The sequence below is a fragment of the Streptomyces glaucosporus genome (assembly GCF_039533345.1).
Lineage (GTDB): Bacteria > Actinomycetota > Actinomycetes > Streptomycetales > Streptomycetaceae > Streptomyces > Streptomyces glaucosporus.
The window spans coordinates 359,356-382,076 of sequence record NZ_BAAATJ010000001.1 but is presented as its reverse complement, the minus strand read 5'-3'; the positions used below and the strand labels follow the sequence as shown (position 1 = coordinate 382,076).

Here is a 22,721-nt window from a genome sequence, read left to right as displayed (position 1 = left end):
CAACGGCAGTCCTGCGGCGCCGAGGGGGAAGCAGGCAGATGAGCGACAACGGCGCACAGGCCGGGGGCTACCAGGGCCGCACCGTCGGCGGCGGACGCTACCAGCTGAGGGACCTGCTCGGACAGGGCGGCATGGCCTCGGTGCACCTCGCCTACGACTCCGTGCTCGACCGGCAGGTCGCGGTCAAGACCCTCCACACCGAGCTGGGCCGCGAGGCGTCCTTCCGCGAGCGCTTCCGCCGCGAGGCCCAGTCGGTGGCCAAGCTCACCCACACCAACATCGTCTCCGTCTTCGACTCCGGCGAGGACGACATCGACGGCGCGCTGGTGCCGTACATCGTCATGGAGTACGTCGAGGGCAAGCCGCTGCGCTCGGTCCTCGACGAGGACGTGGCGCAGTTCGGCGCGATGCCGAGCGACAAGGGCCTGAAGATCGTCGCCGACGTGCTCGCCGCACTCGAGGTCAGCCACGAGATGGGCCTGGTGCACCGGGACATCAAGCCGGGCAACGTGATGCTGAACCGGCGCGGCGTGGTCAAGGTGATGGACTTCGGCATCGCCCGCGCCATGCAGTCCGGCGTCACCTCGATGACCCAGACCGGCATGGTCGTCGGCACCCCGCAGTACCTCTCCCCCGAGCAGGCCCTGGGGCGCGGCGTGGACGCCCGCTCCGACCTGTACTCGGTGGGCATCATGCTCTTCGAGCTCCTCACCGGACGGCTCCCGTTCGACGCCGACTCGCCGCTGGCCATCGCGTACGCGCACGTCCAGGAGGAGCCGCCCGTCCCGTCCTCGATCAACCGGTCGCTGCCGCCGGCGGTGGACGCGCTGATCGCCCGGGCGCTGCGGAAGAACCCCAACGAGCGGTTCCCGACCGCCGAGGCGATGCGCGAGGAGTGCGAACGCGTCCGCAACTCGGTGCTGGCCTCGAACACCACCCCGCTGATCGTCGGCGGCGGCACGGCGCAGAGCGGCGCGGCGGTCGCCCAGTCGGTCTTCCCGCCGGTGGACACCACCGGCACCCCGCCCCCGCACGGCAGCGTGCAGCAGCCGTACCAGCCCTACGCGCCCGCCGCCCACGGCGGCTACGGGCCGTCCACGCCGCCGCCCGCCCCGGCGTACTCGGTCCCGGCGCCGGGACCGTACGGGCACCAGGGGCACCAGGGCGGAGCGCCCACCCCGCCTCCGTACGGCTCGTCCCCCGCCCCCTCGTCCGGCGGGCGCAGGAACACGACGGTGCTCGTCGGCTCGGCCGTCGCCGCGATCGTCGCCGTCTCGGCCCTGATCATCGCCCTGACCGTCAACAGCGGAGGCGACGAACCCGAGGCGAGGAACTCCCCGGTCCCCGTCCGGTCGTCGGAGCAGCCCGCGGCCACCGCGGGCGGCGACACGGACGGCCAGAGCGTCGACGACGGCGAGACCGGCGACGACGGCGGCTTCAAGGACGAGGACAAGTCCAAGACCATCGATCCCGCCAAGTGCACGGACGCCTCGGAGAGCATCATCGAGAAGGGCAAGACGAGCATGCCCGACCTCACCTACAAGCACCTGGACTCGGTGAAGACCTGCATCCGCGAGGCGGGCTGGGTGCTGAAGGAGGTCGAGTACGAGGACGAGAACCTGTACGGCAAGAACACCGTCCTCGAACAGTCCCCGAGCGCCTACGAGGCCTTCGACCCCAAGAAGGACTCGATCGTCCTGACGGTCTCCACCGGCAACCCGGCCTGACGGGCCGCCCCGGACACCGCGCACACCACACGGGACGGGCCCGGCACGCGATCCGCGTGCCGGGCCCGTTCCGTCCCTGCGGGCCGCGGGGCGGCCGCCGGGCCGTCAAGGCGTCGAAGGCGGCCGGGGACGTCAGAGACAGTCAGAGATAGGGGCCCGAGCGGGTGTGGCCGCGCCCGTCGGCGTCCTTGTCCTCGGGCATGACACCCGCGGGGAGCGCCCGGCGCATCTGCTCCAGCTGGGCGCGCGCCGCCATCTGCTGGGCGAACAGCGCCGTCTGGATGCCGTGGAACAGCCCCTCCAGCCAGCCCACGAGCTGGGCCTGCGCGATGCGCAGCTCGGCCTCGGAGGGCACCGCGTCGTCGGTGAACGGCAGCGAGATCCGCTCCAGCTCCTCGATCAGCTCGGGTGCCAGGCCGTCCTCCAGCTCCTTGACGGAACTGGCGTGGATCTCCTTGAGCCGCGCCCGGCTCGCCTCGTCCAGGGGAGCGGACTTGACCTCCTCCAGGAGCTGCTTGATCATGCTGCCGATCCGCATGACCTTCGCGGGCTGCTCGACCATCTCCGTCACGGGAAGCTCGCGCGACTCCTCGTCGGCGCTCCCGTCGCCGCCCGTGCGGGAGACGCCCGTGTGGGCGGTGCCTCCGAGGGCCATTCCGTCCGGGCCGACGACCAGTACCTGCTGGCCCTCGTGCGACCGTTCGTTCATCGGCTGTGTCATAACACCATTCTGCACCCCCGCCCCCGCGCCCACCGGGCGATCCCCCGGCCGGGCGCCCCGGCCCGGGGCGGCTCAGCGGCGCAGCCGCAGGGCGAAGGACGCCAGGCCCAGGCCGAGGAAGGTCAGGCCGGCGCCCAGCGGCAGCACGGGCAGCAGCTGCCCGGTGACGGGCACCGCCGCCCGGTGGCCGATGCCCGGGTCGTCCCCCCGGTCCTCCCCGGCCCGGTCGCGGTCGCCGACGGTTCCGGTGCTCCGGTCGCTGACCGGTTCGGTCCACGCCTGCGGGGTCCGCTCCGCGCTCGGCCGCCCCCCGGGCGTCCCGGGCTGCCGCAGCCCGGCCGGGACGTCACGGTGGGCGCTCTCCTCCTCCGACGGGGTGCCGGACGGTTCGCCGGAGGGCCCGCCGGAGGAGGGCTCCGGAGTCGGGGTGGGGGTGGACGTCGGGGTGGGAGAGGGCGTGGGCTCGGGGTCGTTCGGCGGCCACGGCGGCCTGGACGGCCACGAGGGGAACGACGGGCGGTCGCCCGGCCGGTCGCCGTCGTCGGTGGGCGTGGGGGCGGGGGTGGGCTTCCGGTCCGCTCCGGGGCCTCTGGTGGGCTCCACCGCGCTGTGGCCGCTGCCGGGAGCGGCCGCCATGGCCGCCGTGTGCTGGGCCCCCAGGGCGATGTGTGCCGGAAGGAGCACCATCGCGCAGGCCAGCAGGGTGATCACGGTCTCTCTCACCGCTACGCCCCCTCCCGTACCGATCGTCCAGTGGTGTAACAAGCGTCACACGACCGCGTGAGTCCGGCATCTCGGACGGACCAACGGCGGATCAACAGACAGCCAACGATTCTCAAACCGTGAGAACGACCTTGCCCACGTGATCGCTCTGTTCGAGTACCCGGTGCGCCTCGGACGCATGACTCATCGGCAGGGTCCGGTCCACGACGGGGCGGACGCGGCCGGAGGCGACCAGCGGCCAGACGTGCTCGCGCACCGCCGCGACGATCTCCGCCTTCTCCGGCACCGGACGGGCGCGCAGGGTGGTGGCCGCGACGGTGCCGCGCTTGGCGAGCAGCTTCCCCAGCGGGAGCTCCCCGCGGCGCCCGCCCTGGAGGCCGATGACCACGATCCGGCCGCCGGTGGCGAGCACCTCCACGTTCCGCTCCAGGTACTTGCCGCCGATGATGTCGAGGACGACGTCCGCGCCGTGCCCGGCCGTGGCCTCCCTGACCTCCTCGACGAAGTCCTGCTCGCGGTAGTCGATCAGGACGTCCGCGTCCAGGTCCGCGCAGCGCCGCAGTTTCTCCGGGCTGCCGGCGGTGACCGCCACCCGGGCGCCGGCGGCCTTGGCGAGCTGGATCGCCATGGTGCCGATGCCGCTGGCGCCGCCGTGGACCAGCAGCGTCTCGCCGGCCTTCAGCCCGGCGGTCATGAAGACGTTCGACCAGACCGTGCAGGCCACCTCCGGGAGCGCCGCGGCCTCGGCCGGGGTGAGGGGGCCGTCGGGGCCCTGGGGCAGGGGCAGCAGCTGTCCCTGCGGCACGGCGACCTTCTCGGCGTACCCGCCGCCGGCCAGCAGCGCGCACACCTCGTCGCCGACCCGCCAGCCGTCCACGCCGGGGCCGAGCGCCGCGATCCGTCCCGCGCACTCCAGACCGGGGTGGGGGGAGGCGCCGGGCGGCGGGTCGTAGAAGCCCTGGCGCTGGAGGAGGTCGGCGCGGTTGACGGCGCTCGCCGCCACCTCCACCAGCACCTCGCCCTCACCGGGCTCGGGATCGTCGACCTGGGTCCAGGCGAGGACGTCGGGGCCGCCTGGTTCGGTGATGGTGATCGCGTGCATGGGGTGACGCTACCTCCGCGGATCGTTGGGGAGGACGACGGTCTGCGAGGGCGAGGCCCGCCGGATGACCACCAGGCGGTCGGTGAGTTCCAGCCTGGACGCCTCCGGATCGTCGAACCCCAGCACCCGGTGGCCGCGCACCACGGAGACCACCAGGTCCTTGCACTCGCGCGGGGACCGGCCGGCCTCGGCCCTGGTGACCGGGCGCTCGGTCAGGTTCAGTCCCGTGCCCTGGTGGATCAGGTCCTCCATCACCGCGCCGGCGCTCGGGCTGAGCATCGACATGCCGAGCAGGCGGCCGGCGGCGCTGGCGCTGGTGATCACGGAGTCGGCGCCGGACTGGCGCAGCAGCGGCGCGTTCTCCTCCTCCCGCACCGCCGCGACGATCCGCAGGTTCCGGTTGAGCTGGCGGGCGGTGAGCGTCACCAGTACGGCGGTGTCGTCGCGCTGGGTGGCGATGATCACCTGCCCCGCGCGCTGCACCTCCGCCCGCAGCAGCACGTCGCTGCGGGTCGCGTCGCCGACGACGCCCGTGAACCCGGCCGCCCCGGCGCCCTCGACGACCTTCCGGCTCGGGTCGACGATCACTATCTGGTCCCGGGGGATCCCCGTCGAGATCAGCGTCTCGGCGGCGGACCGGCCCTTGGTGCCGAATCCGACGATGACGGTGTGATCGCGCAAGGCGGACCTCCAGCGGGCCAGGCGCCACTGCTCGCGGGTCCGTTCCGCCAGCACCTCCAGGGTGGTGCCGATGAGGATGATCAGGAACAGGACGCGCAGGGGGGTGACGACCAGGACGTTGATCAGGCGGGCACTGTCGCTGACCGGGGTGATGTCGCCGTACCCGGTGGTGGAGAGGGTGACCGTGGCGTAGTAGAAGCAGTCCAGGAGCGAGACCCGGCCGTCGGCGTTGTCCCCGTACTCCTCGCGGTCGAGGTAAACCAGGAACACCGTCGCCAGCAGCACGACCGCCGCCGCCACCACCCGCTTCACCACCTGGCGCAGCGGTCCGGCGACCGGCTCGGGGAGCTGCACGTGGTGCTGCAGCTCGTCCAGCGGGATTCTCCTCATGACGTCACGCCCACGGGAGCCTCAGGACGCGCACGCCGGTGCCCGGCCGGACACCGCCGGGCGGGACGACCGCGAGAGCGGTGGCCGCGGCGATGCCCCGCAGCATCGCGGGACCGGTGAAGCGCAGTGACCGTACACCCAGGCCATCCTGCACGACGGGGACCAGCCGCGTGTCACGGGGGTGCCCGTGCACCTCGTCCACGAGCGGGACGGTGAGCGGCTCCGCGGACGGGTCGCCGGACGGGCCGGGGGAGGGAGCGCCGGACGGGCCGCCGGACGGCCCGGCGCCGGGCACGGCCCGCAGCAGCGGCTCGGCGAGGGTGAGCAGCCCCGACACGGCCGCCAGGGGATTGCCCGGCAGCCCGACGAGGTGCGCTCCGGCGGGCAGCCTCGCCAGCAGCATCGGATGGCCGGGACGCACGGCCACCCCGTCCACCAGCAGCGTCGCGCCCAGCTCGCGGAGGGCGGGGTGGACGTGGTCGACGGGCCCGGAGGCCGTGCCCCCGGTGGTGACGACGAGGTCGGCGGTGGTGCCCTCCAGCGCCGCGCGCAGCGCGTCGGCGTCGTCACCCAGCCTGCGGGTGGACACGGCCTCGGCGCCCAGGCACTCCAGCCAGGGGCCGATCATGGGGCCGAGCGCGTCGCGCACCCGGCCCCCCTCGGGACGGCCGGAGGCCAGCAGCTCGTCGCCCAGGACCAGCACCTCGGCGCGGGGCCGGCGCAGGACGGGCAGTCCGTCCCAGCCGGCCGCGGCGGCGAGGCCGAGCACGGCCGGGGTGATCCGCGCGCCGGCGGGCAGCAGCCGGTCGCCGGCGCGGCACTCCTGGCCGCGCGGCCGGATGTCGGCGCCGTGCTGGGGCGCCCTGGGGGCGCGCAGCCGGCGGTCGTGCACCTCGCCGTACTCGGAACGCAGCACGGCGGTGGTGCCCGGCGGGATGCGGGCGCCGGTGGCGATGCGGACGGCGTGGCCGTCCGGGAGCGGGGGCGGGGCGCCGTGCCCGGCCAGGACGCCGCGGGCGTCGCCCGCGTCCGCGAGCTCCCAGGGGCCGGGGCCGGAGACGGCCCAGCCGTCCATGGCGGAGGTGTCGAACGCCGGGAGGTCGGTGAGCGCGGTCAGGGGCTCGGCGAGACGGTGGCCGAGGGCGCTCTCCAGGGGCAGGGTGACGGGCTCGGCGCGCCGCCGCGCCCCGGCGCGGGCCGCGGCGGCGCGGGCCCGCGGCCAGGCGAGGTGCCGTACGCTCCCCTCCCTCCCCGCGCGCTCCTCGCGGAACGCGTCCTCCCCGCTCGCCGGTTCGGCGGGCGCGCGACCGTCGCGGAAGGCGCCGCGGGGGGTGCCCCGGGGCGCTCCGGCGCGGGGGGCGCCGTCCCGGTGGGCGTTGGCCAGGGCGAGGGCGTCGGCCAGGTCGTCACCGCTCATCCCGGCCCTACCTTCCTTCCGGGGCCGTCCCGGGGCCCTCCTCCTCGGCCCAGCGGCGGGCGAGGTCGGAGGCCTTCCGGACCGCTTCGGCGACGTCCTCGGCGCTTCCGCCCGCGCGGGCCGCCGCGTACCCGACGAGGAAGGTCGTCAGCGGGGCGGCGGGACGGGCCACGCCGTGCGCGGCGTCCCGCGCGAGATCGAGGAGGAGGGCGGTGTCGACGTCGAGGTCGATGCCCAGTTCGGCCCTGGCCGCGGTCATCCATTCGTTCAGCACACGCCCATGCTCCCTGATCCGCGAACGGGCCGCGGCCAGTTCCTCCCAGGTGTCGCAGTCCAGGGCCTCGTCGGGGGCGGCGGGGGCGACGCGGCGCAGCGACAGTCCGGCGGTGAGCAGCCTCAGGGGGAGGCCCGCCAGACCCCCGTACTCGACGGCGAGGAGAGCCAGTTCGCGCCGGAGGGACTCGGTCCGGTAGGCGCCCACAAGGGGCTGGTCGCGGCCGTCGTCGACGATCGCGCCGTCTCCCCCGCCGTTCCCGTCCGGGCCGTCTCCCCCGCCGTTCCCGTCCGGGCCGCCTCCCCCGCCGTTCCCGTCCGGGCCGGCCGCGCCGTCCAGCAGGGCCCGCACGGTGGCGGGCGTCAGGAAGGGCAGGTCGGCGGAGAGCACCAGCACCGTCTCGCTGCCGGCGCGGCGGAGCCCGGCGTCGAGCGCGGCCAGCGGCCCGCCGCCGGGCGGCTGCTCGCGCACCCAGTCCACCGGCCGCGCCGTCGGCCGGCGCGGACCGACGACCACGGTCCGCGCCGCGCCGGCGCAGGCGTGGAGCACCCTGTCGAGCAGTGTCCGGCCCCCGACGGTGAGGGCCGGTTTGTCGGCGCCGCCGAGCCGGCGGGCGGCGCCGCCGGCGATGACGACGGCGTCGTACGCGTGGGTCATCCCACGAGTATGGCCCTCACAGGGTGCGCAGCAGCACGGCCGGATGCTCGACGCAGTCGGCCACGTACCGCAGGAAGCCGCCCGCCGTGCCGCCGTCGCACACCCGGTGGTCGAAGGTGAGCGAGAGCTGGACGACGTGGCGTACGGCCAGTTCGCCCTCGTGCACCCACGGCTTGGGGACGATGCGCCCGACGCCGAGCATCGCCGCCTCGGGGTGGTTGACGATCGGCGTCGAGCCGTCCACCCCGAACACGCCGTAGTTGTTGAGGGTGAAGGTGCCGCCGGTCAGTTCGGCCGGTTTCAGCGTCCCCGCACGGGCGGCCTCGGTGAGCCGGGCGATCTCCTCGGTGAGGCCGGTGGTGTCGCGCCGGTGGGCGTCGCGGACGACGGGGACCACCAGTCCGCGCTCGGTCTGGGCCGCGAAGCCCAGGTGCACGCCGGGCAGCCGGACGATCTCGCGCGCGGCCGTGTCCACGGTCGCGTTCAGCTCGGGGAAGCGGGCGAGAGCGGCCGTGCAGATCCGGGCGAGGACGGCCAGCAGGGAGATCTTGGGTCCTGCGGCGCCGTTCATCGCCCGCCGCGCGGCGAGCAGTTCGGTGGCGTCGGCGTCCACCCAGCAGGTGGCGTCGGGAATCTCGCGCCGGGAGGTGGCGAGCTTCTCGGCGATCGCGCCCCGCAGGCCGCGCAGCGGGACGCGCTCGCCGGCCGCGGCGGAGGCGGTGGGAGAGGACACGGCGGAGGCGGTGGGAGAGGACACGGCGTGGGCGGCCGGTACGGGCTCGGCGGGGACGGCGGCGGGAGCGGCCGTACGGGCCAGGACCCTCTCCACGTCCGCCCGCAGGATCAGCCCCCGCGGGCCGGTCCCGGTGATTCCGCGCAGGTCGAGCCCGTGCTCCCGCGCGAGCCGCCGCACCAGCGGGGAGATCACGGGGACGGGGCCGGCGGGCGGCCGGGCGTCGGCGGGCGCGGGCGCCGCGGCGACGGCGGACGCGGGCGCGGGTGCGGGGGAGGCCGGCCGGGAGGCCGCGAGGGGCGCCGGGCGGACCCGGCGGCGGCGGGCCGCGGGGGCCCCCGTCCCGTAGCCCACCAGCACGTTCCCCGAGCCCTCCGACTCCGCGGGCTCCTCGGCGCGGGCCCCCCCGCGGTCCTCGGAGGACGCGCCGACGGCCACCGTGATCAGGGGCGCCCCCACGGGGACCTCGGCCCCCTCCTCCCCGAACCTGGCGGTGACCACACCGCCGTACGGGCAGGGCACCTCGACCATCGCCTTGGCCGTCTCGACCTCCACGACGGGCTGGTCCACGGCGACGACGTCGCCCACGGACACCAGCCAGCGGACGATCTCGGCCTCGGTCAGTCCCTCGCCCAGGTCGGGCAGGGCGAACTCGCGCACCTCGGGCATCAGCGGCCACCCCCGCCGAACGCCTCGGGGCGCTCCGTCCACTCCGACTCCCACTGGAGCCGGGCGACGGCGTCCAGCACCCGGTCCACGCCGGGCAGGTGGTGCCGCTCCAGCATGGGCGGCGGATAGGGGATGTCGAACCCGGCCACCCGCAGCACCGGCGCCTCCAGGTGATGGAAGCAGCGCTCGGTGATCCGGGCGGCGATCTCGCCGCCCGGGCCGCCGAACGCACTGGACTCGTGGACGACCACGGCCCGCCCGGTGCGCCGCACCGACGCGCAGACCGTCTCGTCGTCGAAGGGCACCAGGGAGCGCAGGTCGACCACCTCCAGGTCCCAGCCCTCCTCGCGGGCGGCCTCGGCCGCCTCCAGGCAGACCGGCACCGACGGCCCGTAGGTGACCAGCGTCGCGGACGTCCCCGCGCGGCGGACCTCGGCGCGGCCGATGGGCGCGACCGGCTGCGGCGCCTCGGGCGACCAGTCGGCCTTCGACCAGTACAGCCGCTTGGGCTCCAGGAAGACCACCGGGTCGTCGGAGGCGATGGCGGCCCGCAGCAGCCCGTAGGCGTCGGCCACGGTCGCCGGGGTCACCACGTGGAGGCCGGGGGTGGCCATGTAGTAGGCCTCGGAGGAGTCGCTGTGGTGCTCCACGCCGCCGATCCCGCCGCCGTAGGGCACGCGGATCGTGATGGGCAGCGGCAGGGCGCCGCGCGTGCGGTTGCGCATCTTGGCGACGTGGCTGAGGAGCTGTTCGAACGCCGGGTAGGCGAAGGCGTCGAACTGCATCTCCACCACGGGCCGCAGCCCGTACATCGCCATGCCGACGGCCGTCCCCAGGATGCCCGCCTCGGCCAGCGGGGTGTCGGTGCAGCGGTCCTCGCCGAACTCCGCCGTCAGGCCGTCGGTGATCCGGAAGACACCGCCGAGCGTGCCGACGTCCTCGCCGAGCACGTGCACGGACGGATCCTCGGCCATCGCGTCGCGCAGGGCCCGGGTGAGCGCCTGGGCCATGGTGGCGGGCTTGCGGGCGGCCGGGGTCCCGGGCCGCCGGGCGTCCTTCCCCGTCCCGGTGGTGGCGGTCGTCATCGCTCGTCCCCCTTCCGGTTCTCCTCGGCGCTCTCCTCGGCCGCCAGTTCGGCGCGCAGCCGCTCGGCCTGCTCCCTCAGCTGCGCGGTCTTCTCCGCGTAGACGTGGTCGAAGAGGGCCATCGGATCGAGCACCGGATCCTCGTTCATCCGCGCGCGCAGCCGCGCGGCCATCTCCTCGGCCTCCTCGTGCACCCGGTCCCGCTCCGCCTCGTCGAGCAGGCCGCGGGCGGTCATCTCCCGTTCCAGCAGCACCACGGGGTCGTGTTCGCGCCAGGTCTCGACCTCGGCGTCGTCGCGGTAGCGGGTGGCGTCGTCGGCGTTGGTGTGGGCGTCCAGCCGGTAGGTGACGGCCTCGACGAGGGTGGGTCCCTCCCCGCGGCGGGCGCGCTCGACGGCCTCGGAGAGGACCCGGTGGACGGCGGCCGCGTCGTTGCCGTCCACCAGTCGGCCGGGGATGCCGTAGCCGACGGCCTTGTGCGCCAGCGAGGGCGCGGCGGTCTGCTTGGCGAGGGGCACGGAGATCGCGAAGCCGTTGTTCTGGACGAGGAAGACGGCCGGCGTCCGCCAGACGGCGGCGAAGTTCAGGGCCTCGTGGAAGTCGCCCTCGCTCGTCCCGCCGTCGCCGACCATCGCCAGGGCCACCACGTCGTCGCCCTTGAGGCGGGCGGCGTGGGCGAGCCCGACGGCGTGCGGAAGGTGGGTGGCCAGCGGGGTGGACAGCGGGGCGACGCGGTGCTCGTGGGGGTCGTAGCCGGTGTGCCAGTCGCCGCGGAGCAGGCCGAGCGCCTCGGCCGGGTCCATGCCGCGGGCGACGGCGGCGAGGGTGTCGCGGTAGCTGGGAAAGAGCCAGTCGTGCTCCTTCAGGACCAGCGCGGCGGCCACCTCGCACGCCTCCTGCCCGGTGGAGGAGGGGTAGACGGCGAGCCGGCCCTGCCGGGTGAGCGCGGTGGCCTGCCGGTTGTAGCGGCGGCCCCTCACCAGGTGCCCGTAGAGCGTCCTGAGCAGTTCCGGGTCCAGCTCGGCCCCGGTGCCCAGCAGCCGGTAGGGCTCCGGGTCCGGCAGCAGCGGCGCGGGGTCTGTGCGCGGCTGCCAGGCGGGGGGCGGCGCGGGTCGGTAGGCGCCTGGCTGTTCCAGGACCGTCATGTCGAGCACCTCCGGTCAGGGGGCATCGCGAACGCGGAGCCACGCAGGGTGACGGACTCCCCTACCGATTGTTCGGTCACCGGCGCATTTTGGCTACGGGTGGGGAGGCCCTGTGGACAAACGGTTCTGCGGCGCGTGGGATGTCGGCAGGACGTCCATGGAGGGAAGGCGGCGGGCCATGTCGGAAGAACAGATGGCTTCCGTGGAACCGGAGGGTGACCAGCGGCCGGCGGCCCGTCCGCTCGACCCTGTCGACCGGGCCATCCTGCGGATGCTGCAACTGGACGGCAGAGCGTCGATACGGTCGGTGGCCGAGCGGGTGCACGTGTCGCGGGCGAACGCCTACGCCCGGATCAACCGCCTCGTCGAGGACGGGGTGATCCGCGGGTTCACGGCCCGCGTGGACCACGAACGCGCCGGTCAGGGGGCCTCTGCCTACATCACGCTGAAGATCGTGCAGAACTCCTGGCGCACGGTGCGCGAGAAGCTCAAGGCCCTTCCGGGAGCCGCGCACATCGCGCTGGTCAGCGGGGACTTCGACGTCCTGCTGCTGGTGCACACCGCCGACAACCGGGCGCTGCGGGAACTGGTGCTCACCCGCATCCAGGCGATCCCGGAGGTGCTGAGCACCCGTACGCTCCTGGTCTTCGAGGAGACCGACCTCGAACCGGAGCCGTGAGCCGGACGCTTCCGGCCCTCCGCCGCCCCTACTGCTTCCGCAGCCCCTCGAAGGCCAGCCGTACCACCGTGTCGGCGACCCGGGCGCCGTCGGAGGCCCCGCCGGGCAGGGGCCGGTACCACTCCACAACGGAGTTGATCATGCCGAAGAGCAGCCGTGTCGTCAGCCGGGCGTCGAGGTCGGCGCGGAGGTCCCCCTCGGCGACGGCGGCCTTCAGCAGCTCGGCGACCCGGTGGTCGAACTCGCGCCGCCGCTCCATCGCCCAGCGCTCGGTGCGGGTGTTGCCGCGCACCCGCAGCAGCAGCGTGACGTAGGGCAGTTCGGCCGTCAGCACGTCGACGGTGCGCCGGGTGACGTGCTCCAGCCGGTCGATCGCCCGCCCCTCGTTCGCCTCCGGTTCGTCCAGCACGGCGAAGAGGCCGTCGAGCGCGCGGGATATCGCCCGGCGCAGCAGCTCCTCCTTGCTCCGCACGTGGTGGTAGATGGACGACTTGGAGATCCCCGCCGCGCGGGAGAGGTGCTCCATGGACGTGCCGTCGTAACCGCGCTCGTTGAAGACCTCCACGGCCACCGCGAGGAGCGATTCGGGCGTGTAGGTGTCGCGCCTGGGCGGCCTGGCTGACGGCTTGGATGGCATGGCCCCGATGTTATCCACAGGTTCCGCGCCCCTCTTGCCCGACCGATCGTTCGGTAGCAGTATCTAGCTGTCCGTCCGGTCGCGCACCGTCCGCGTGCGCGCAGTCCGTCCACCCGCTCGACGCACCCGCTCGACACATCCGCTCGACGAGGAGTTGGTCCCGATGGCCACCGCACCCACCCAGGCCCCGCCGGCGGTCCCGGCACAGCTCGTGGAGAAGCACCGCCCCACACTGGACCGGGCGCTGGAGGCGATCCGCACCAGGGAGTACTGGTCCCCCCATCCGGAGCACCCCAAGGCCTACGGCGAGGAGCACGGGTCCCTGGGCGCCGCCGAGGGGAAGGCCGCGTTCGACGCGCTGCTCGGCACCCGCTTCGACCTGGACCAGCCCGGCACGGACGGCTGGGTGGCGGGCGAGGTCTCGCCGTACGGCCCGGCGCTGGGCACCGAGTACCCCCACGCCGACGCCGACGTGCTGCTGCCCGCGATGCGCGCCGCGATGCCGGCCTGGCGGGACGCGGGCCCCGAGGTCCGGGCGGCGGTGTGTCTGGAGATCCTGGCCCGGATCAACGCGCGCACCCACGAGTTCGCCCACGCGGTGATGCACACCAGCGGACAGGCGTACCTGATGGCGATGCAGGCGGGCGGTCCGCACGCCCAGGACCGCGGCCTGGAGGCGGTGGCGTACGCCTACGCCGAGCAGACCCGCGTCCCGGCCTCGGCGGAGTGGACGAAGCCGCAGGGCAAGCGGGAGCCGCTGAGCCTGGCCAAGCGGTTCACTCCGGTGCCCCGGGGGGTCTCGCTGCTGATCGGCTGCAACACCTTCCCGACCTGGAACGGCTACCCGGGTCTGTTCGCCTCCCTGGCCACGGGCAACCCGGTGCTGGTCAAGCCGCACCCGCGCGCGGTCCTGCCGCTCGCCATGACGGTGCGGGCCGCCCGCGAGACGCTCGCCGGGGCGGGTTTCGACCCGAACCTGGTGGCGCTGGCCGCCGAGCGGGAGGGCGAGGGCATCGCCAGGGAGCTGGCCGTCCGCCCCGAGGTCCGGATCATCGACTACACCGGCTCGACGGCCTTCGGGGACTGGCTGGAGGCCAACGCCCGCCAGGCCCAGGTGTTCACCGAGAAGGCCGGGGTCAACACGGTGGTCGTCGACTCCACCGACGACTACCGGGGCATGCTGGGCAACCTGGCGTTCTCCCTCTCCCTCTACAGCGGCCAGATGTGCACCACCCCGCAGAACCTCCTGATCCCGCGGGGCGGCATCGACACCGACGCGGGCCACAAGTCCTACGACGAGGTCGTCTCCGACCTGGCGTCCGCGGTGGACAAGCTGCTCGGCGACGACCAGCGGGCCGCCGCGCTGCTGGGCGCGATCGTCAACCCCGGGGTGCGGGAGCGGCTGGAGGGCGCGGCGAAGCTGGGCGAGGTAGCCCTCGCCTCCCGCGAGGTGCCCCATCCGGAGTTCCCCGACGCCACGGTCCGCACCCCGGTGATCGTCAAGCTGGACGGCGCCCGGCCGGACTCGGAGCCGGTCTGCATGTCGGAGTGCTTCGGCCCGGTGTCCTTCGCCGTCGCGGTGGACTCCACCGCCGACGCGGTCGCCCTGCTGCGCCGCACGGTCCGGGAGAAGGGCGCGATGACGGTCGGCGCGTACACCACCTCGCCGGAGGTGGAGCGGCTGGTCGAGGAGGCGTGCCTGGAGGAGTGCGCCCAGCTCTCGCTGAACCTCACGGGCGGGGTGTACGTCAACCAGACCGCGGCGTTCTCCGACTTCCACGGTTCCGGCGGCAACCCGGCGGCCAACGCGGCGCTGTGCGACGGCGCCTTCGTGGCGAGCCGCTTCCGCATGGTGGAGGTGCGCCGCCCGGCCTGACGCCGTCTCCCGTCCCTCCGGCCTCCCGGCACGTCCGTGTCGCGCCCGGCGGGCGCGGGTGCGGCGGCTAACCGATCTCGGCGTGCGCGCGGATCCAGGCGTGCATGGCGATGGCCGCCGCCGCGCCCGCGTTGATGGAGCGGGTGGAGCCGAACTGGGCGATGGAGCAGACCCGCTCGGCGTGCTTCCACGCCTCCTGGGTCAGCCCGGGGCCCTCCTGCCCGAAGAGCAGCACGCAGCGGCGCGGCAGGTCGGTGGTCTCCAGCGGGACCGCGCCGGGGAGGTTGTCGATGCCGATGATCGGCAGCTCCTCGGCGCGCGCCCAGGCGGCGAGGGCCGCCACGTCCGGGTGGTGGACGATGTGCTGGTACCGGTCGGTGACCATCGCGCCGCGCCGGTTCCAGCGGCGCTTGCCGACGATGTGGACCTTCCCCGCGAGGAAGGCGTTGGCGGTGCGGACGACACTGCCGATGTTGAAGTCGTGGGTCCAGTTCTCCACCGCGACGTGGAAGTCGTGCCGCCGGGTGTCGAGGTCGGCGACGATCGCCTCGCGTCTCCAGTAGCGGTAGCGGTCGACGACGTTGCGCCGGTCCCCGTGGGCCAGCAGTTCCGGGTCGTACCGCTCGTCCTCGGGCCACGGCTCGGGATGGGGGCCGACCCCCACCTGCGGGCCGTAGCCCTCGTCGTACTGCACCGGTTCGCCGTTCGCCGGCTCGCCGTCCCCTCCCCGGGGCATGGTCTCGCTGCCGCTCATCCCACGAGGGTACGGGGGGAGCCGTCCGCCTCCGTCCGCCCGTCCCGCTCCGCCTCCTCCCAGGAGCGCGGGCGGAGCCGCCTGCCCAGCCGCGACGCCCGGCCGCCCAGCCACACCAGGAAGACCGTCGGCAGGAAGACCGCGTCGGCCGCGATCATGGCGAGCGAGAAGAACGGCAGTCCGAGGACGACGGCGATGCCGGCGTGCTCCAGCATCATCAGGGCCAGCAGCACGTTCTTCACCCGGCGGTTGAAGAGGGTGAAGGGGAAGGCGACCTGCACGATCACCGTGCCGTAGCTCAGCAGCATGACCATCAGCCCGCTGCTGCCCAGCACCTCGGCGAGGCCGGGCCAGGGGGAGAAGTAGTCCAGGTGCAGGGGATAGTAGACGGCGGTGCCGTCCTGCCAGCGCGAACCCTGGATCTTGTACCAGCCGGCGGTCGCGTAGATCAGGCAGACCTCGACCATGATCACCAGCAGGGCCGCGTTGTGCGCCACGTTGCCGAGGACGTCCATCAGGCGCCGGACGTCGGCCCTCCTCCCCGTCTCCGCGCCGCCGTCCCCGTCTGCGTCCCCGGCGGCGTCCGCGCCGCCGTCCCCGTCTCCGTCGGCGGACCGGGTGGGCCGTACCCACCACCACAGGCCGTACACCAGCCACAGGCTCCACAGGACGGTCGCCCAGCCGACGAGGGGCACCGGGCCGTCGTCCCCGAACCAGCCGATTTCGCCGCGCACGGTGGCCACCAGCAGCGCGGTCCCCAGCACCGTCCACAGCGCGACGCCCACCGGGTCGGTGCCCGCGCCGTCCGGCCGTCGACGGGCCCGGCGGCGGGCGTCCAGGGACCACACCAGACCGCAGCGGGTGAGCACCAGATACATCGCCATCAGGTGGATGACGTTGTCGCCGCCGTCGCCCATGAAGACGCTGCGGTTCTGGAGCGACAGCACGCCGACCATGAAGAGGACCGACATCGTCCGGGTGCGCCAGCCGACCAGCAGGGCGGCGCTGGAGAGCACCGCGAGGGCGTAGACGGCCTCGAACCACACGGTGCTGTCGGACCACAGCAGCACCGTGAAGGCGTGGTTGCTCTCGACCAGCCTCCTGCCCAGCTCCCAGCTCCACGGGCCGTCCGGCCCGTACAGCTCGTGCCGGTTCGGCCACTCGAACAGCAGGAAGACCAGCCAGGTGAGGGAGAACCCGATCCGGACGACCGCGGTCTGGTAGGGGCCCAGCGCCCGGTCGGTGACCTTGGTGATGCCGCTCACGACCGCGCGGTCGGCTTTCGCGGTGAACCGCCGCGCCAGGGTGCGGACCGATTCCGGGTCCGTTTCCCGGGGGCGCGGCGGGGTGCCGTCCTCCGGGACGTCCCGGACCGGCCGTGCCGTGTCCCGCGCACCGCGGTTCCCGGGGACGGGCGAGCCGGTCCCGCCGATGTCGGACTGCGTCACTTGCCCTCCGGAACGTCCGAGCGGTCGACCGCCCACCAGGGCAGCGTCCGGTACGTGGTCTCCGTGCTGATGCTCTCGCCGCTCCACGGCGGCGGTGCGACCGGGGTGGTGGCCGACCGCAGCTGGATCCGCCTGACCTCGCCCCCGTTGAGCTCGGGCCCGAACCGCAGCATCACGATCCGCCGCAGGTACTCCTCGGAGAGTTCGCCGCGCAGGCCGTTCGGCCGGTTGTCGTCGCCGTGCGAGCCGGTGAAGAAGTCCCAGGCCCGGCGCAGTTCGTTCTGCTCGGTGTGGCTGGGGAAGGGGTTGCCGCGGATGTCCTCGACGTCCATGGCCGACAGGTCCACCCATCCGGTCCGCTCGGTGGTGCCGTCCGGCTTGAGCACCTCGGCGCGGGCGTGGACGGCGATGTTCTGCTGGAGCGGGTTGGGCGCGAACAGCTTCCAGTTCTGCTCGAACTCGGGGAAGACGTACTCCTCCACCGCCTCGCCGTGCTGCTTGCTGATGGTGTTCGACGGGGCGACGTGGAGGAAGACGGCCGCCAGGTGCACCGCGACGAACACGGCGACGGCCCCCAGCACGACCGCGACGGCGGCCCGCGCCGGAGGCGGGAGGGCCATCACGCCCGACGGCGGCGTCCCCTCCCGGTGCGTCTGCGCTTGTGGCTCCATGCCCTCCCCCATCCGATGCCCGTCCGGTGTCCGGCCCCGTGTCCGGCCCGGTGTCCAAACCGGCGTGCCCTCGTCCCCCGCCGCGCCGGCGTCCCCCGCGCCCGCCGCGGCCCGAGGCGACCCTACCGAGGTTATCCACAGCCTTGACACCCCCGGACCTCGCCGACGACCATTGGACCGAACGATCGGTCGGTTGATTGGTTCCTCGCCTGGAGCAAGGGAGCTGTGCATGACGACGCTGCTGCCGGAGACGGACCAGGGCGGAGGTCCCGAGGCGTACGAGACGGTGTTCGACGCGGCCATCGCCGCGGACGAGCGGATCGAGCCGCGCGACTGGATGCCCGACGCCTACCGCGCGACGCTGGTGCGCCAGATGGCCCAGCACGCCCACTCCGAGATCATCGGCATGCAGCCGGAGGCCAACTGGATCACGCGGGCGCCCTCGCTGCGCCGCAAGGCGATCCTGATGGCCAAGGTGCAGGACGAGGCCGGGCACGGGCTGTACCTCTACAGCGCCGCCGAGACCCTGGGCGTCAGTCGCGACGAGCTGCTCGACAAGCTGCACTCGGGACGTCAGAAGTACTCCTCGATCTTCAACTACCCCACCCTGACCTGGGCCGACGTGGGAGCGATCGGCTGGCTGGTGGACGGCGCGGCGATCACCAACCAGGTGCCGCTGTGCCGCTGTTCCTACGGGCCGTACGCACGGGCCATGGTCCGCATCTGCAAGGAGGAGTCCTTCCACCAGCGCCAGGGCTACGAGCTGCTGCTCGCCCTGAGCCGGGGCACGCCGGCCCAGCACGCGATGGCGCAGGACGCCGTCAACCGCTGGTGGTGGCCGTCGCTGATGATGTTCGGTCCGCCCGACAACGAGTCGAAGCACTCCGCGCGGTCCATGGCCTGGAAGATCAAGCGGCACTCCAACGACGAGCTGCGCCAGCGGTTCGTGGACATCTGCGTCCCCCAGGCCGAGTCCCTCGGGCTGACGCTGCCCGATCCGGAACTGCGCTGGAACGAGGAGCGCGGCCACTACGACTACGGGCCCATCGACTGGGACGAGTTCAACGAGGTGCTGCGCGGCAACGGCCCCTGCAACGAGCAGCGGCTGGACCAGCGGCGCCGCGCCCACGAGGAGGGCGCCTGGGTGCGCGAGGCCGCGGCCGCGTACGCCCGCAAGCACGGGGAGCGGAACCGCGACGGAAGGGTGACGGCATGACCACCAGCGACTGGCCCCTGTGGGAGGTCTTCGTCCGCAGCAGGCGCGGGCTCTCCCACACCCACGCCGGCAGCCTCCACGCGCCCGACGCCGAAATGGCCCTGCGCAACGCACGGGACCTCTACACCCGGCGGTCGGAGGGCGTCTCGATCTGGGTGGTGCCCTCGGCCGCGATCACCGCCTCCTCGCCGGACGAGAAGGATCCCTTCTTCGAGCCCGCCGCCGACAAGCCCTACCGCCATCCCACCTTCTACGAGGTCCCCGAGGGGGTGCGGCACCTGTGAGCGTTCCCCGTACGGCCGTCCTGGCCCTCGGCGACGACGCCCTGGTCCTCTCCCACCGCCTGGGGGAGTGGGCCGGGCACGCACCCGTCCTGGAGGAGGAGGTCGCCCTCGCCAACATCGCGCTGGACCTCCTCGGCCAGGCCCGCGCCCTGCTGTCGATGGCGGGCGACGAGGACGAACTGGCGTACCTCCGGGAGGAGCGGGAGTTCACCAACGTCCAGCTCGTGGAGCGGCCCAACGGCGACTTCGCCCACACCATCGCCCGCCAGCTGTACTTCTCCGTGTACCAGGAGCTGCTGTACGACCGGCTCGCCACGGGCCGGGACGAGCTGGCCGCGCTGGCCGCGAAAGCCGTCAAGGAGGTCGCCTACCACCGCGACCACGCCGAGCACTGGACACTGCGGCTGGGCGACGGCACCGATGTCAGCCGTGAGCGGATGCGGAACGCGCTGGACGCGCTGTGGCGCTACACCGGCGAGCTGTTCCGGCCCGTGGAGGGCCTGGCAGTCGGCTGGGAGAGCCTGCGGGAGGAGTGGACGCGGCGGGTCGCCGGCGTACTGGACCGCGCCGGCCTCTCCCTCCCCGAGGGCCCGCAGGGCGCCGCATGGGCCGCCGGCGCCGGACGGCAGGGCGTCCACACCGAGCCGTTCGGCCGGATGCTCGCCGAGATGCAGCACCTGCACCGCAGCCACCCGGGGGCGTCGTGGTGACCGCCCGCACCGGGGCGGCCGGGGGGACGACCGGGCCGGAGGAGGAGCTGCGCCGGATCGCCGGCGCCGTCCCCGACCCGGAACTTCCCGTGCTGACCCTGTCCGACCTGGGCATCCTGCGCGGCCTCCATGTCATCGGGCCGGGCCGGGTGGAGGTCGAACTGACCCCGACCTACACCGGCTGCCCGGCCGTCGAGGCGATGGCGGCCGATGTCGAACAGGTGTTGCGCGAGCACGGTGTGGCGGAGGTGACCGTCCGGACGGTTCTCTCGCCCCCCTGGACGACTGACGCGATCAGCGCCGAGGGCCGCCGCAAGCTGGCGGAGTTCGGAATAGCCCCGCCCCGCCCCGGAACGGCCGGGGCGGGGGACGCGGCCGGCGGCCCGGTCGCGGTGGACCTCGCCATCCGCTGCCCCCACTGCGGCTCCACCGACACCGCCCTGCTCAGCCGCTTCTCCTCCACCGCCTGCAAGGCGCTGCGCCGCTGCGCGTCCTGCCGGGAGCCGTTCGACCACTTCAAGGAGCTGACATGAGGTTCCATCCGCTCCGGGTCCGCGAGGTCGAGCGGCTCACGGACGACTCGGTGGCCGTGACGTTCGCGGTGCCGCCCGAGCTGCACGACACCTTCCGCCACGTCCCCGGCCAGCACGTCACGCTCCGCCGCGAACTGGACGGCGTGGAGGTGCGCCGCACGTACTCGGTCTGCGCCGCGGCCGTGCCACCGCCCGGCGAGCCGGTGCTGAAGGTGGGCATCCGGCTGGTGGAGGGCGGCGCGTTCTCCGCCTACGCCCTCAAGGAGCTGTCGGCCGGGGACACGGTCGAGGTGATGCCGCCGACGGGCCGTTTCACGCTGCGTCCGCGGCCGGGCCGATTCGCCGCGATCGTCGGCGGCAGCGGCATCACCCCGGTGCTGTCCATCGCCTCCACTCTCCTCGCGGAGCAGCCGGACGCCCGGTTCTGCCTGGTCCGCAGCGACCGCACGGCGGCATCGGCGATGTTCCTGGAGGAGGTCGCCGAGCTGAAGGACCGCCATCCCGACCGCTTCCAGCTGGTGCACACGCTCTCCCGCGAGGAGCGGCAGGCGGGCCTGCCCACCGGGCGGCTCGACGCCGAGCGTCTGGTCTCCCTGCTGCCCTCCCTGCTGCCGGTGGCCGACGTCGACGGCTGGTTCCTGTGCGGGCCGCACGGCCTGGTCGACGGCGCGGAGAGGGCCCTGACCTCGCTCGGAGTGCCGGCCTCCGCTATCCACCAGGAGATCTTCCACGTGGACGACGCCTCCGCGGGCGGGGCGGCACAGGGCCCTGCCCGGCCCGCGCCCGCCGGGGCGAAGCTCACCGCCACACTCGGCGGCCGGGTGGGCGTCTGGCCGGTCGGGGACGGCGAGACCCTGCTGGAGACGGTGTTGCGCAACCGCTCCGACGCCCCGTACGCCTGCAAGGGCGGGGTGTGCGGTACCTGCCGCGTGAAGCTGCTCTCCGGCGAGGTGCGGATGGACCGCAACTTCGCGCTGGAACCGGAAGAGGTGTCGTCCGGCTACGTGCTGGCCTGCCAGTCGCGTCCGGTCACGGGAACGGTCGAGGTGGACTTCGACGCCTGACGGTCGGCCCGCCCGCTCGTGCGGGCGGGCCGACCGTCCTTTCGCAGCCCGCGGACCTCACAGCACGTGGGCCGGACCCTGCCCGTCGTTCACCAGCGGCCGGCCGGCCGCCTCCCACGCCTTCATGCCGCCCTCGACGTTCACCGCGTCGACGCCCTGCGCCAGCAGGTACTGGGTGACCTGCGCCGACCGGCCGCCGACCCGGCAGACCACATACACCTTCCGGTCCGCGGCCCTCTCGGTCACCTCGGCCAGCCGTTCCACGAACTCGCTCATCGGAACGTGGAGGGCTCCCTCGGCGTGCCCGGCCGCCCACTCGTCGTCCTCCCGGACATCCAGCAGGAAGCCGTCGGACGGCACCGCCTCGGCGTCCACCGCCGGAAATCGGCCGTACTGCACAGGGTCACGCCCCTTCCTCCGGCACCGGGTCCTCCGGCGCCGTCTCGCACATCGAACGCTCCGACCGCCGAACCGGCCGGCCACGGACCGAACCTAGAACGCCGCTCCGGGATCGGCCCGGCCCGCCTGGTCCGACTGGTCCGTCCGGCCCGCCCAGGAATTCCGGTCCACCGGACCCGCCGGTGCGGTCAGCTCGGCCAGCCGCGCCTCCCTCTCGGCGATCTTCCCGCGCAGCCCCTCGGCGATCTCCTCCAGCAGGCCGTCCGGGTCGTCACCCGCCAGCTTGATCATGGAACCGATCGCACCGCCCTCCAGTTCGGCGGCGACCCGGGTCAGCATCTCCTTGCGCCGCGCCAGCCACTCCAGGCGCGCGTACAGCTCCTCGCTGCGGAGCGCCTCCCGCTCCTTCGGATCGGACGGCCCCGACGCCCACTCCTCGGTCAGCCGCGCGAGCAGCTCCTCGTCCCCGTCGGCATACGCCTTGTTCACCCGGGTCATGAACTCCTCGCGCCGCTCCCGGTCCGCGTCCTCCTGCGCCAGGTCCGGGTGCGCGGAGCGGACCAGCTCCCGGTACAGGCGCCGGGCCCTCTCGCTGGGCCGCACCCGCTCCGGCGGCCTCACCCGCTGCCCGGTGAGCATGGCGGTGGCCTCCGGCGGCAGCCCGCCGGAGTCCATCCAGCCCTGGTAGAGCTCCTCCACGGCCGGCATCGGCAGGAAGGCCGCCCGCGCCGTCCGCGCCCGGCGCACGTCCTCCGGGTCGCCGGTCCGCGCGGCCACGGCCTCGGCGATCAGGACGTCCAGCTCCTCGATCCGGCCGTACAGCGGTCCGAGGCGCTGTTCGTGCAGCCGGGAGAAGTTCTCCACCTCGACGCGGAAGGTCTCCACGGCGATCTCGTACTCGATCAGCGCGTTCTCGGCCGCGCGGACGGCGCGTTCGAGGCGTTCGACGGCCTGTCGCTCGGCCTGCCGGGCTTCCTGCTGGGCTTCCGGATTCACTGGCTTCCTCGCGATGGCGGTTCACTGCGCCCCTGGCGGGGCCGTCCGCCGCAGCCCGCCCGGGAGCGCCCGGGAGGTCGCGGCGTCACCCGGCCAGCCTACGGCTCCGGCCGCCCGTGCCGTCACATCC

Annotated in this window: 23 protein-coding genes; 8 read left to right on the top strand and 15 right to left on the bottom strand. The window is 74.0% G+C overall.

Features of this window, described 5'->3' with window-relative positions; all coding sequences use genetic code 11:
- The first annotated feature begins 38 nt into the window (after positions 1-38).
- A complete protein-coding gene (locus ABD358_RS01735) occupies positions 39-1,727 on the top strand; it encodes a protein kinase domain-containing protein (protein WP_344628960.1) in 1,689 nt (562 codons plus the stop codon).
- 142 nt (positions 1,728-1,869) lie between these two features.
- Here ABD358_RS01735 and ABD358_RS01730 read toward each other — a convergent pair whose 3' ends face one another.
- The 9 genes from ABD358_RS01730 to pdhA form a co-directional block, all read right to left on the bottom strand.
- On the bottom strand, positions 1,870-2,448 hold the full coding sequence (locus ABD358_RS01730; protein ID WP_344628959.1) for a bacterial proteasome activator family protein: 579 nt from the start codon (positions 2,446-2,448) through the stop codon (positions 1,870-1,872).
- 72 nt (positions 2,449-2,520) lie between these two features.
- On the bottom strand, positions 2,521-3,171 hold the full coding sequence (locus ABD358_RS01725; protein ID WP_344628958.1) for a hypothetical protein: 651 nt from the start codon (positions 3,169-3,171) through the stop codon (positions 2,521-2,523).
- A 112-nt stretch (positions 3,172-3,283) separates the two neighbouring features.
- Entirely contained in the window at positions 3,284-4,273 is a 990-nt protein-coding gene (locus ABD358_RS01720) for an NAD(P)H-quinone oxidoreductase (RefSeq protein WP_344628957.1), read from the bottom strand.
- A gap of 9 nt (positions 4,274-4,282) precedes the next feature.
- Entirely contained in the window at positions 4,283-5,344 is a 1,062-nt protein-coding gene (locus ABD358_RS01715) for a potassium channel family protein (protein ID WP_344628956.1), read from the bottom strand.
- Between the two features lie 4 nt (positions 5,345-5,348).
- Entirely contained in the window at positions 5,349-6,761 is a 1,413-nt protein-coding gene (locus ABD358_RS01710) for a molybdopterin molybdotransferase MoeA (RefSeq protein WP_344628955.1), read from the bottom strand.
- A gap of 7 nt (positions 6,762-6,768) precedes the next feature.
- Positions 6,769-7,692 (bottom strand): NTP transferase domain-containing protein, encoded by a 924-nt coding sequence (locus ABD358_RS01705; protein ID WP_344628954.1) that lies wholly within the window; start codon positions 7,690-7,692, stop codon positions 6,769-6,771.
- Between the two features lie 16 nt (positions 7,693-7,708).
- Complete coding sequence (locus ABD358_RS01700) at positions 7,709-9,094, bottom strand: dihydrolipoamide acetyltransferase family protein (RefSeq protein ID WP_344628953.1); 1,386 nt, start codon at positions 9,092-9,094, stop codon at positions 7,709-7,711.
- Positions 9,094-10,179: an alpha-ketoacid dehydrogenase subunit beta gene (locus ABD358_RS01695; RefSeq protein WP_344628952.1), complete on the bottom strand. Its 1,086-nt coding sequence runs from the start codon at positions 10,177-10,179 to the stop codon at positions 9,094-9,096. The genes ABD358_RS01700 and ABD358_RS01695 overlap by 1 nt, the downstream gene beginning before the upstream one ends.
- Entirely contained in the window at positions 10,176-11,324 is a 1,149-nt protein-coding gene (gene pdhA / locus ABD358_RS01690) for a pyruvate dehydrogenase (acetyl-transferring) E1 component subunit alpha (RefSeq protein ID WP_344628951.1), read from the bottom strand. Before pdhA ends, ABD358_RS01695 begins: the two co-directional genes overlap by 4 nt.
- Before the next feature lie 178 nt (positions 11,325-11,502).
- Between pdhA and ABD358_RS01685 the strand changes: the two genes are divergently transcribed.
- Positions 11,503-12,003 carry an Lrp/AsnC family transcriptional regulator gene (locus ABD358_RS01685; protein ID WP_344628950.1) on the top strand — a complete coding sequence of 167 codons (501 nt, stop codon included), beginning with the start codon at positions 11,503-11,505 and terminating at the stop codon, positions 12,001-12,003.
- Between the two features lie 28 nt (positions 12,004-12,031).
- On the opposite strand, the gene ABD358_RS01680 is transcribed toward ABD358_RS01685, so the two are convergent.
- Complete coding sequence (locus ABD358_RS01680; RefSeq protein WP_344628949.1) at positions 12,032-12,640, bottom strand: TetR/AcrR family transcriptional regulator; 609 nt, start codon at positions 12,638-12,640, stop codon at positions 12,032-12,034.
- A gap of 163 nt (positions 12,641-12,803) precedes the next feature.
- Between ABD358_RS01680 and paaN the strand changes: the two genes are divergently transcribed.
- The gene (gene paaN / locus ABD358_RS01675; RefSeq protein WP_344628948.1) at positions 12,804-14,516 is read left to right on the top strand and encodes a phenylacetic acid degradation protein PaaN; all 1,713 of its coding nucleotides are present in this window, start codon (positions 12,804-12,806) and stop codon (positions 14,514-14,516) included.
- A 67-nt stretch (positions 14,517-14,583) separates the two neighbouring features.
- Here the strand turns inward: paaN and ABD358_RS01670 are convergent, their stop codons facing one another.
- The 3 genes from ABD358_RS01670 to ABD358_RS01660 are packed head-to-tail and all read right to left on the bottom strand — an operon-like array spanning position 14,584 to position 17,389.
- Positions 14,584-15,270 carry a TrmH family RNA methyltransferase gene (locus tag ABD358_RS01670; RefSeq protein ID WP_344628947.1) on the bottom strand — a complete coding sequence of 229 codons (687 nt, stop codon included), beginning with the start codon at positions 15,268-15,270 and terminating at the stop codon, positions 14,584-14,586.
- Positions 15,267-16,718 (bottom strand): HTTM domain-containing protein, encoded by a 1,452-nt coding sequence (locus tag ABD358_RS01665; RefSeq protein ID WP_425576213.1) that lies wholly within the window; start codon positions 16,716-16,718, stop codon positions 15,267-15,269. Before ABD358_RS01665 ends, ABD358_RS01670 begins: the two co-directional genes overlap by 4 nt.
- The gene (locus ABD358_RS01660; protein WP_344628946.1) at positions 16,715-17,389 is read right to left on the bottom strand and encodes a DUF5819 family protein; all 675 of its coding nucleotides are present in this window, start codon (positions 17,387-17,389) and stop codon (positions 16,715-16,717) included. Before ABD358_RS01660 ends, ABD358_RS01665 begins: the two co-directional genes overlap by 4 nt.
- Positions 17,390-17,618: 229 nt before the next feature.
- Here ABD358_RS01660 and paaA point away from each other — a divergent pair, with 229 nt between their 5' ends.
- From paaA to ABD358_RS01635, 5 genes are read left to right on the top strand one after another with little or no spacing between them, the layout of a single operon-like run.
- Entirely contained in the window at positions 17,619-18,605 is a 987-nt protein-coding gene (paaA, locus tag ABD358_RS01655; RefSeq protein ID WP_344628945.1) for a 1,2-phenylacetyl-CoA epoxidase subunit PaaA, read from the top strand.
- Entirely contained in the window at positions 18,602-18,889 is a 288-nt protein-coding gene (gene paaB, locus ABD358_RS01650) for a 1,2-phenylacetyl-CoA epoxidase subunit PaaB (protein ID WP_344628944.1), read from the top strand. The genes paaA and paaB overlap by 4 nt, the downstream gene beginning before the upstream one ends.
- A complete protein-coding gene (gene paaC / locus ABD358_RS01645) occupies positions 18,886-19,599 on the top strand; it encodes a 1,2-phenylacetyl-CoA epoxidase subunit PaaC (RefSeq protein ID WP_344628943.1) in 714 nt (237 codons plus the stop codon). The genes paaB and paaC overlap by 4 nt, the downstream gene beginning before the upstream one ends.
- The gene (gene paaD / locus ABD358_RS01640; protein WP_344628942.1) at positions 19,596-20,132 is read left to right on the top strand and encodes a 1,2-phenylacetyl-CoA epoxidase subunit PaaD; all 537 of its coding nucleotides are present in this window, start codon (positions 19,596-19,598) and stop codon (positions 20,130-20,132) included. Before paaC ends, paaD begins: the two co-directional genes overlap by 4 nt.
- Positions 20,129-21,196, top strand: a complete 1,068-nt coding sequence (locus tag ABD358_RS01635; protein ID WP_344628941.1) for a 2Fe-2S iron-sulfur cluster-binding protein — start codon at positions 20,129-20,131, stop codon at positions 21,194-21,196. Before paaD ends, ABD358_RS01635 begins: the two co-directional genes overlap by 4 nt.
- A 57-nt stretch (positions 21,197-21,253) precedes the next feature.
- Here ABD358_RS01635 and ABD358_RS01630 read toward each other — a convergent pair whose 3' ends face one another.
- Complete coding sequence (locus ABD358_RS01630) at positions 21,254-21,595, bottom strand: rhodanese-like domain-containing protein (protein WP_344628940.1); 342 nt, start codon at positions 21,593-21,595, stop codon at positions 21,254-21,256.
- A gap of 93 nt (positions 21,596-21,688) precedes the next feature.
- Entirely contained in the window at positions 21,689-22,591 is a 903-nt protein-coding gene (locus ABD358_RS01625) for a hypothetical protein (RefSeq protein ID WP_344628939.1), read from the bottom strand.
- Positions 22,592-22,721: the final 130 nt, after the last annotated feature.

What these genes read in the sequence shown, in the direction of transcription:
- ABD358_RS01635 (WP_344628941.1), top strand. Translation starts at nt 20,129, where the DNA reads ATGAGGTTCCATCCGCTCCGGGTCCGCGAGGTCGAGCGGCTCACGGAC.
- ABD358_RS01660 (WP_344628946.1), bottom strand. Translation starts at nt 17,389, where the DNA reads ATGGAGCCACAAGCGCAGACGCACCGGGAGGGGACGCCGCCGTCGGGC.
- ABD358_RS01685 (WP_344628950.1), top strand. Translation starts at nt 11,503, where the DNA reads ATGTCGGAAGAACAGATGGCTTCCGTGGAACCGGAGGGTGACCAGCGG.
- ABD358_RS01720 (WP_344628957.1), bottom strand. Translation starts at nt 4,273, where the DNA reads ATGCACGCGATCACCATCACCGAACCAGGCGGCCCCGACGTCCTCGCC.
- ABD358_RS01730 (WP_344628959.1), bottom strand. Translation starts at nt 2,448, where the DNA reads ATGACACAGCCGATGAACGAACGGTCGCACGAGGGCCAGCAGGTACTG.
- ABD358_RS01695 (WP_344628952.1), bottom strand. Translation starts at nt 10,179, where the DNA reads ATGACGACCGCCACCACCGGGACGGGGAAGGACGCCCGGCGGCCCGGG.
- pdhA (WP_344628951.1), bottom strand. Translation starts at nt 11,324, where the DNA reads ATGACGGTCCTGGAACAGCCAGGCGCCTACCGACCCGCGCCGCCCCCC.
- ABD358_RS01700 (WP_344628953.1), bottom strand. Translation starts at nt 9,094, where the DNA reads ATGCCCGAGGTGCGCGAGTTCGCCCTGCCCGACCTGGGCGAGGGACTG.
- ABD358_RS01670 (WP_344628947.1), bottom strand. Translation starts at nt 15,270, where the DNA reads ATGAGCGGCAGCGAGACCATGCCCCGGGGAGGGGACGGCGAGCCGGCG.
- paaN (WP_344628948.1), top strand. Translation starts at nt 12,804, where the DNA reads ATGGCCACCGCACCCACCCAGGCCCCGCCGGCGGTCCCGGCACAGCTC.
- ABD358_RS01715 (WP_344628956.1), bottom strand. Translation starts at nt 5,344, where the DNA reads ATGAGGAGAATCCCGCTGGACGAGCTGCAGCACCACGTGCAGCTCCCC.
- ABD358_RS01710 (WP_344628955.1), bottom strand. Translation starts at nt 6,761, where the DNA reads ATGAGCGGTGACGACCTGGCCGACGCCCTCGCCCTGGCCAACGCCCAC.
- ABD358_RS01705 (WP_344628954.1), bottom strand. Translation starts at nt 7,692, where the DNA reads ATGACCCACGCGTACGACGCCGTCGTCATCGCCGGCGGCGCCGCCCGC.
- ABD358_RS01735 (WP_344628960.1), top strand. Translation starts at nt 39, where the DNA reads ATGAGCGACAACGGCGCACAGGCCGGGGGCTACCAGGGCCGCACCGTC.
- paaB (WP_344628944.1), top strand. Translation starts at nt 18,602, where the DNA reads ATGACCACCAGCGACTGGCCCCTGTGGGAGGTCTTCGTCCGCAGCAGG.
- paaA (WP_344628945.1), top strand. Translation starts at nt 17,619, where the DNA reads ATGACGACGCTGCTGCCGGAGACGGACCAGGGCGGAGGTCCCGAGGCG.
- ABD358_RS01680 (WP_344628949.1), bottom strand. Translation starts at nt 12,640, where the DNA reads ATGCCATCCAAGCCGTCAGCCAGGCCGCCCAGGCGCGACACCTACACG.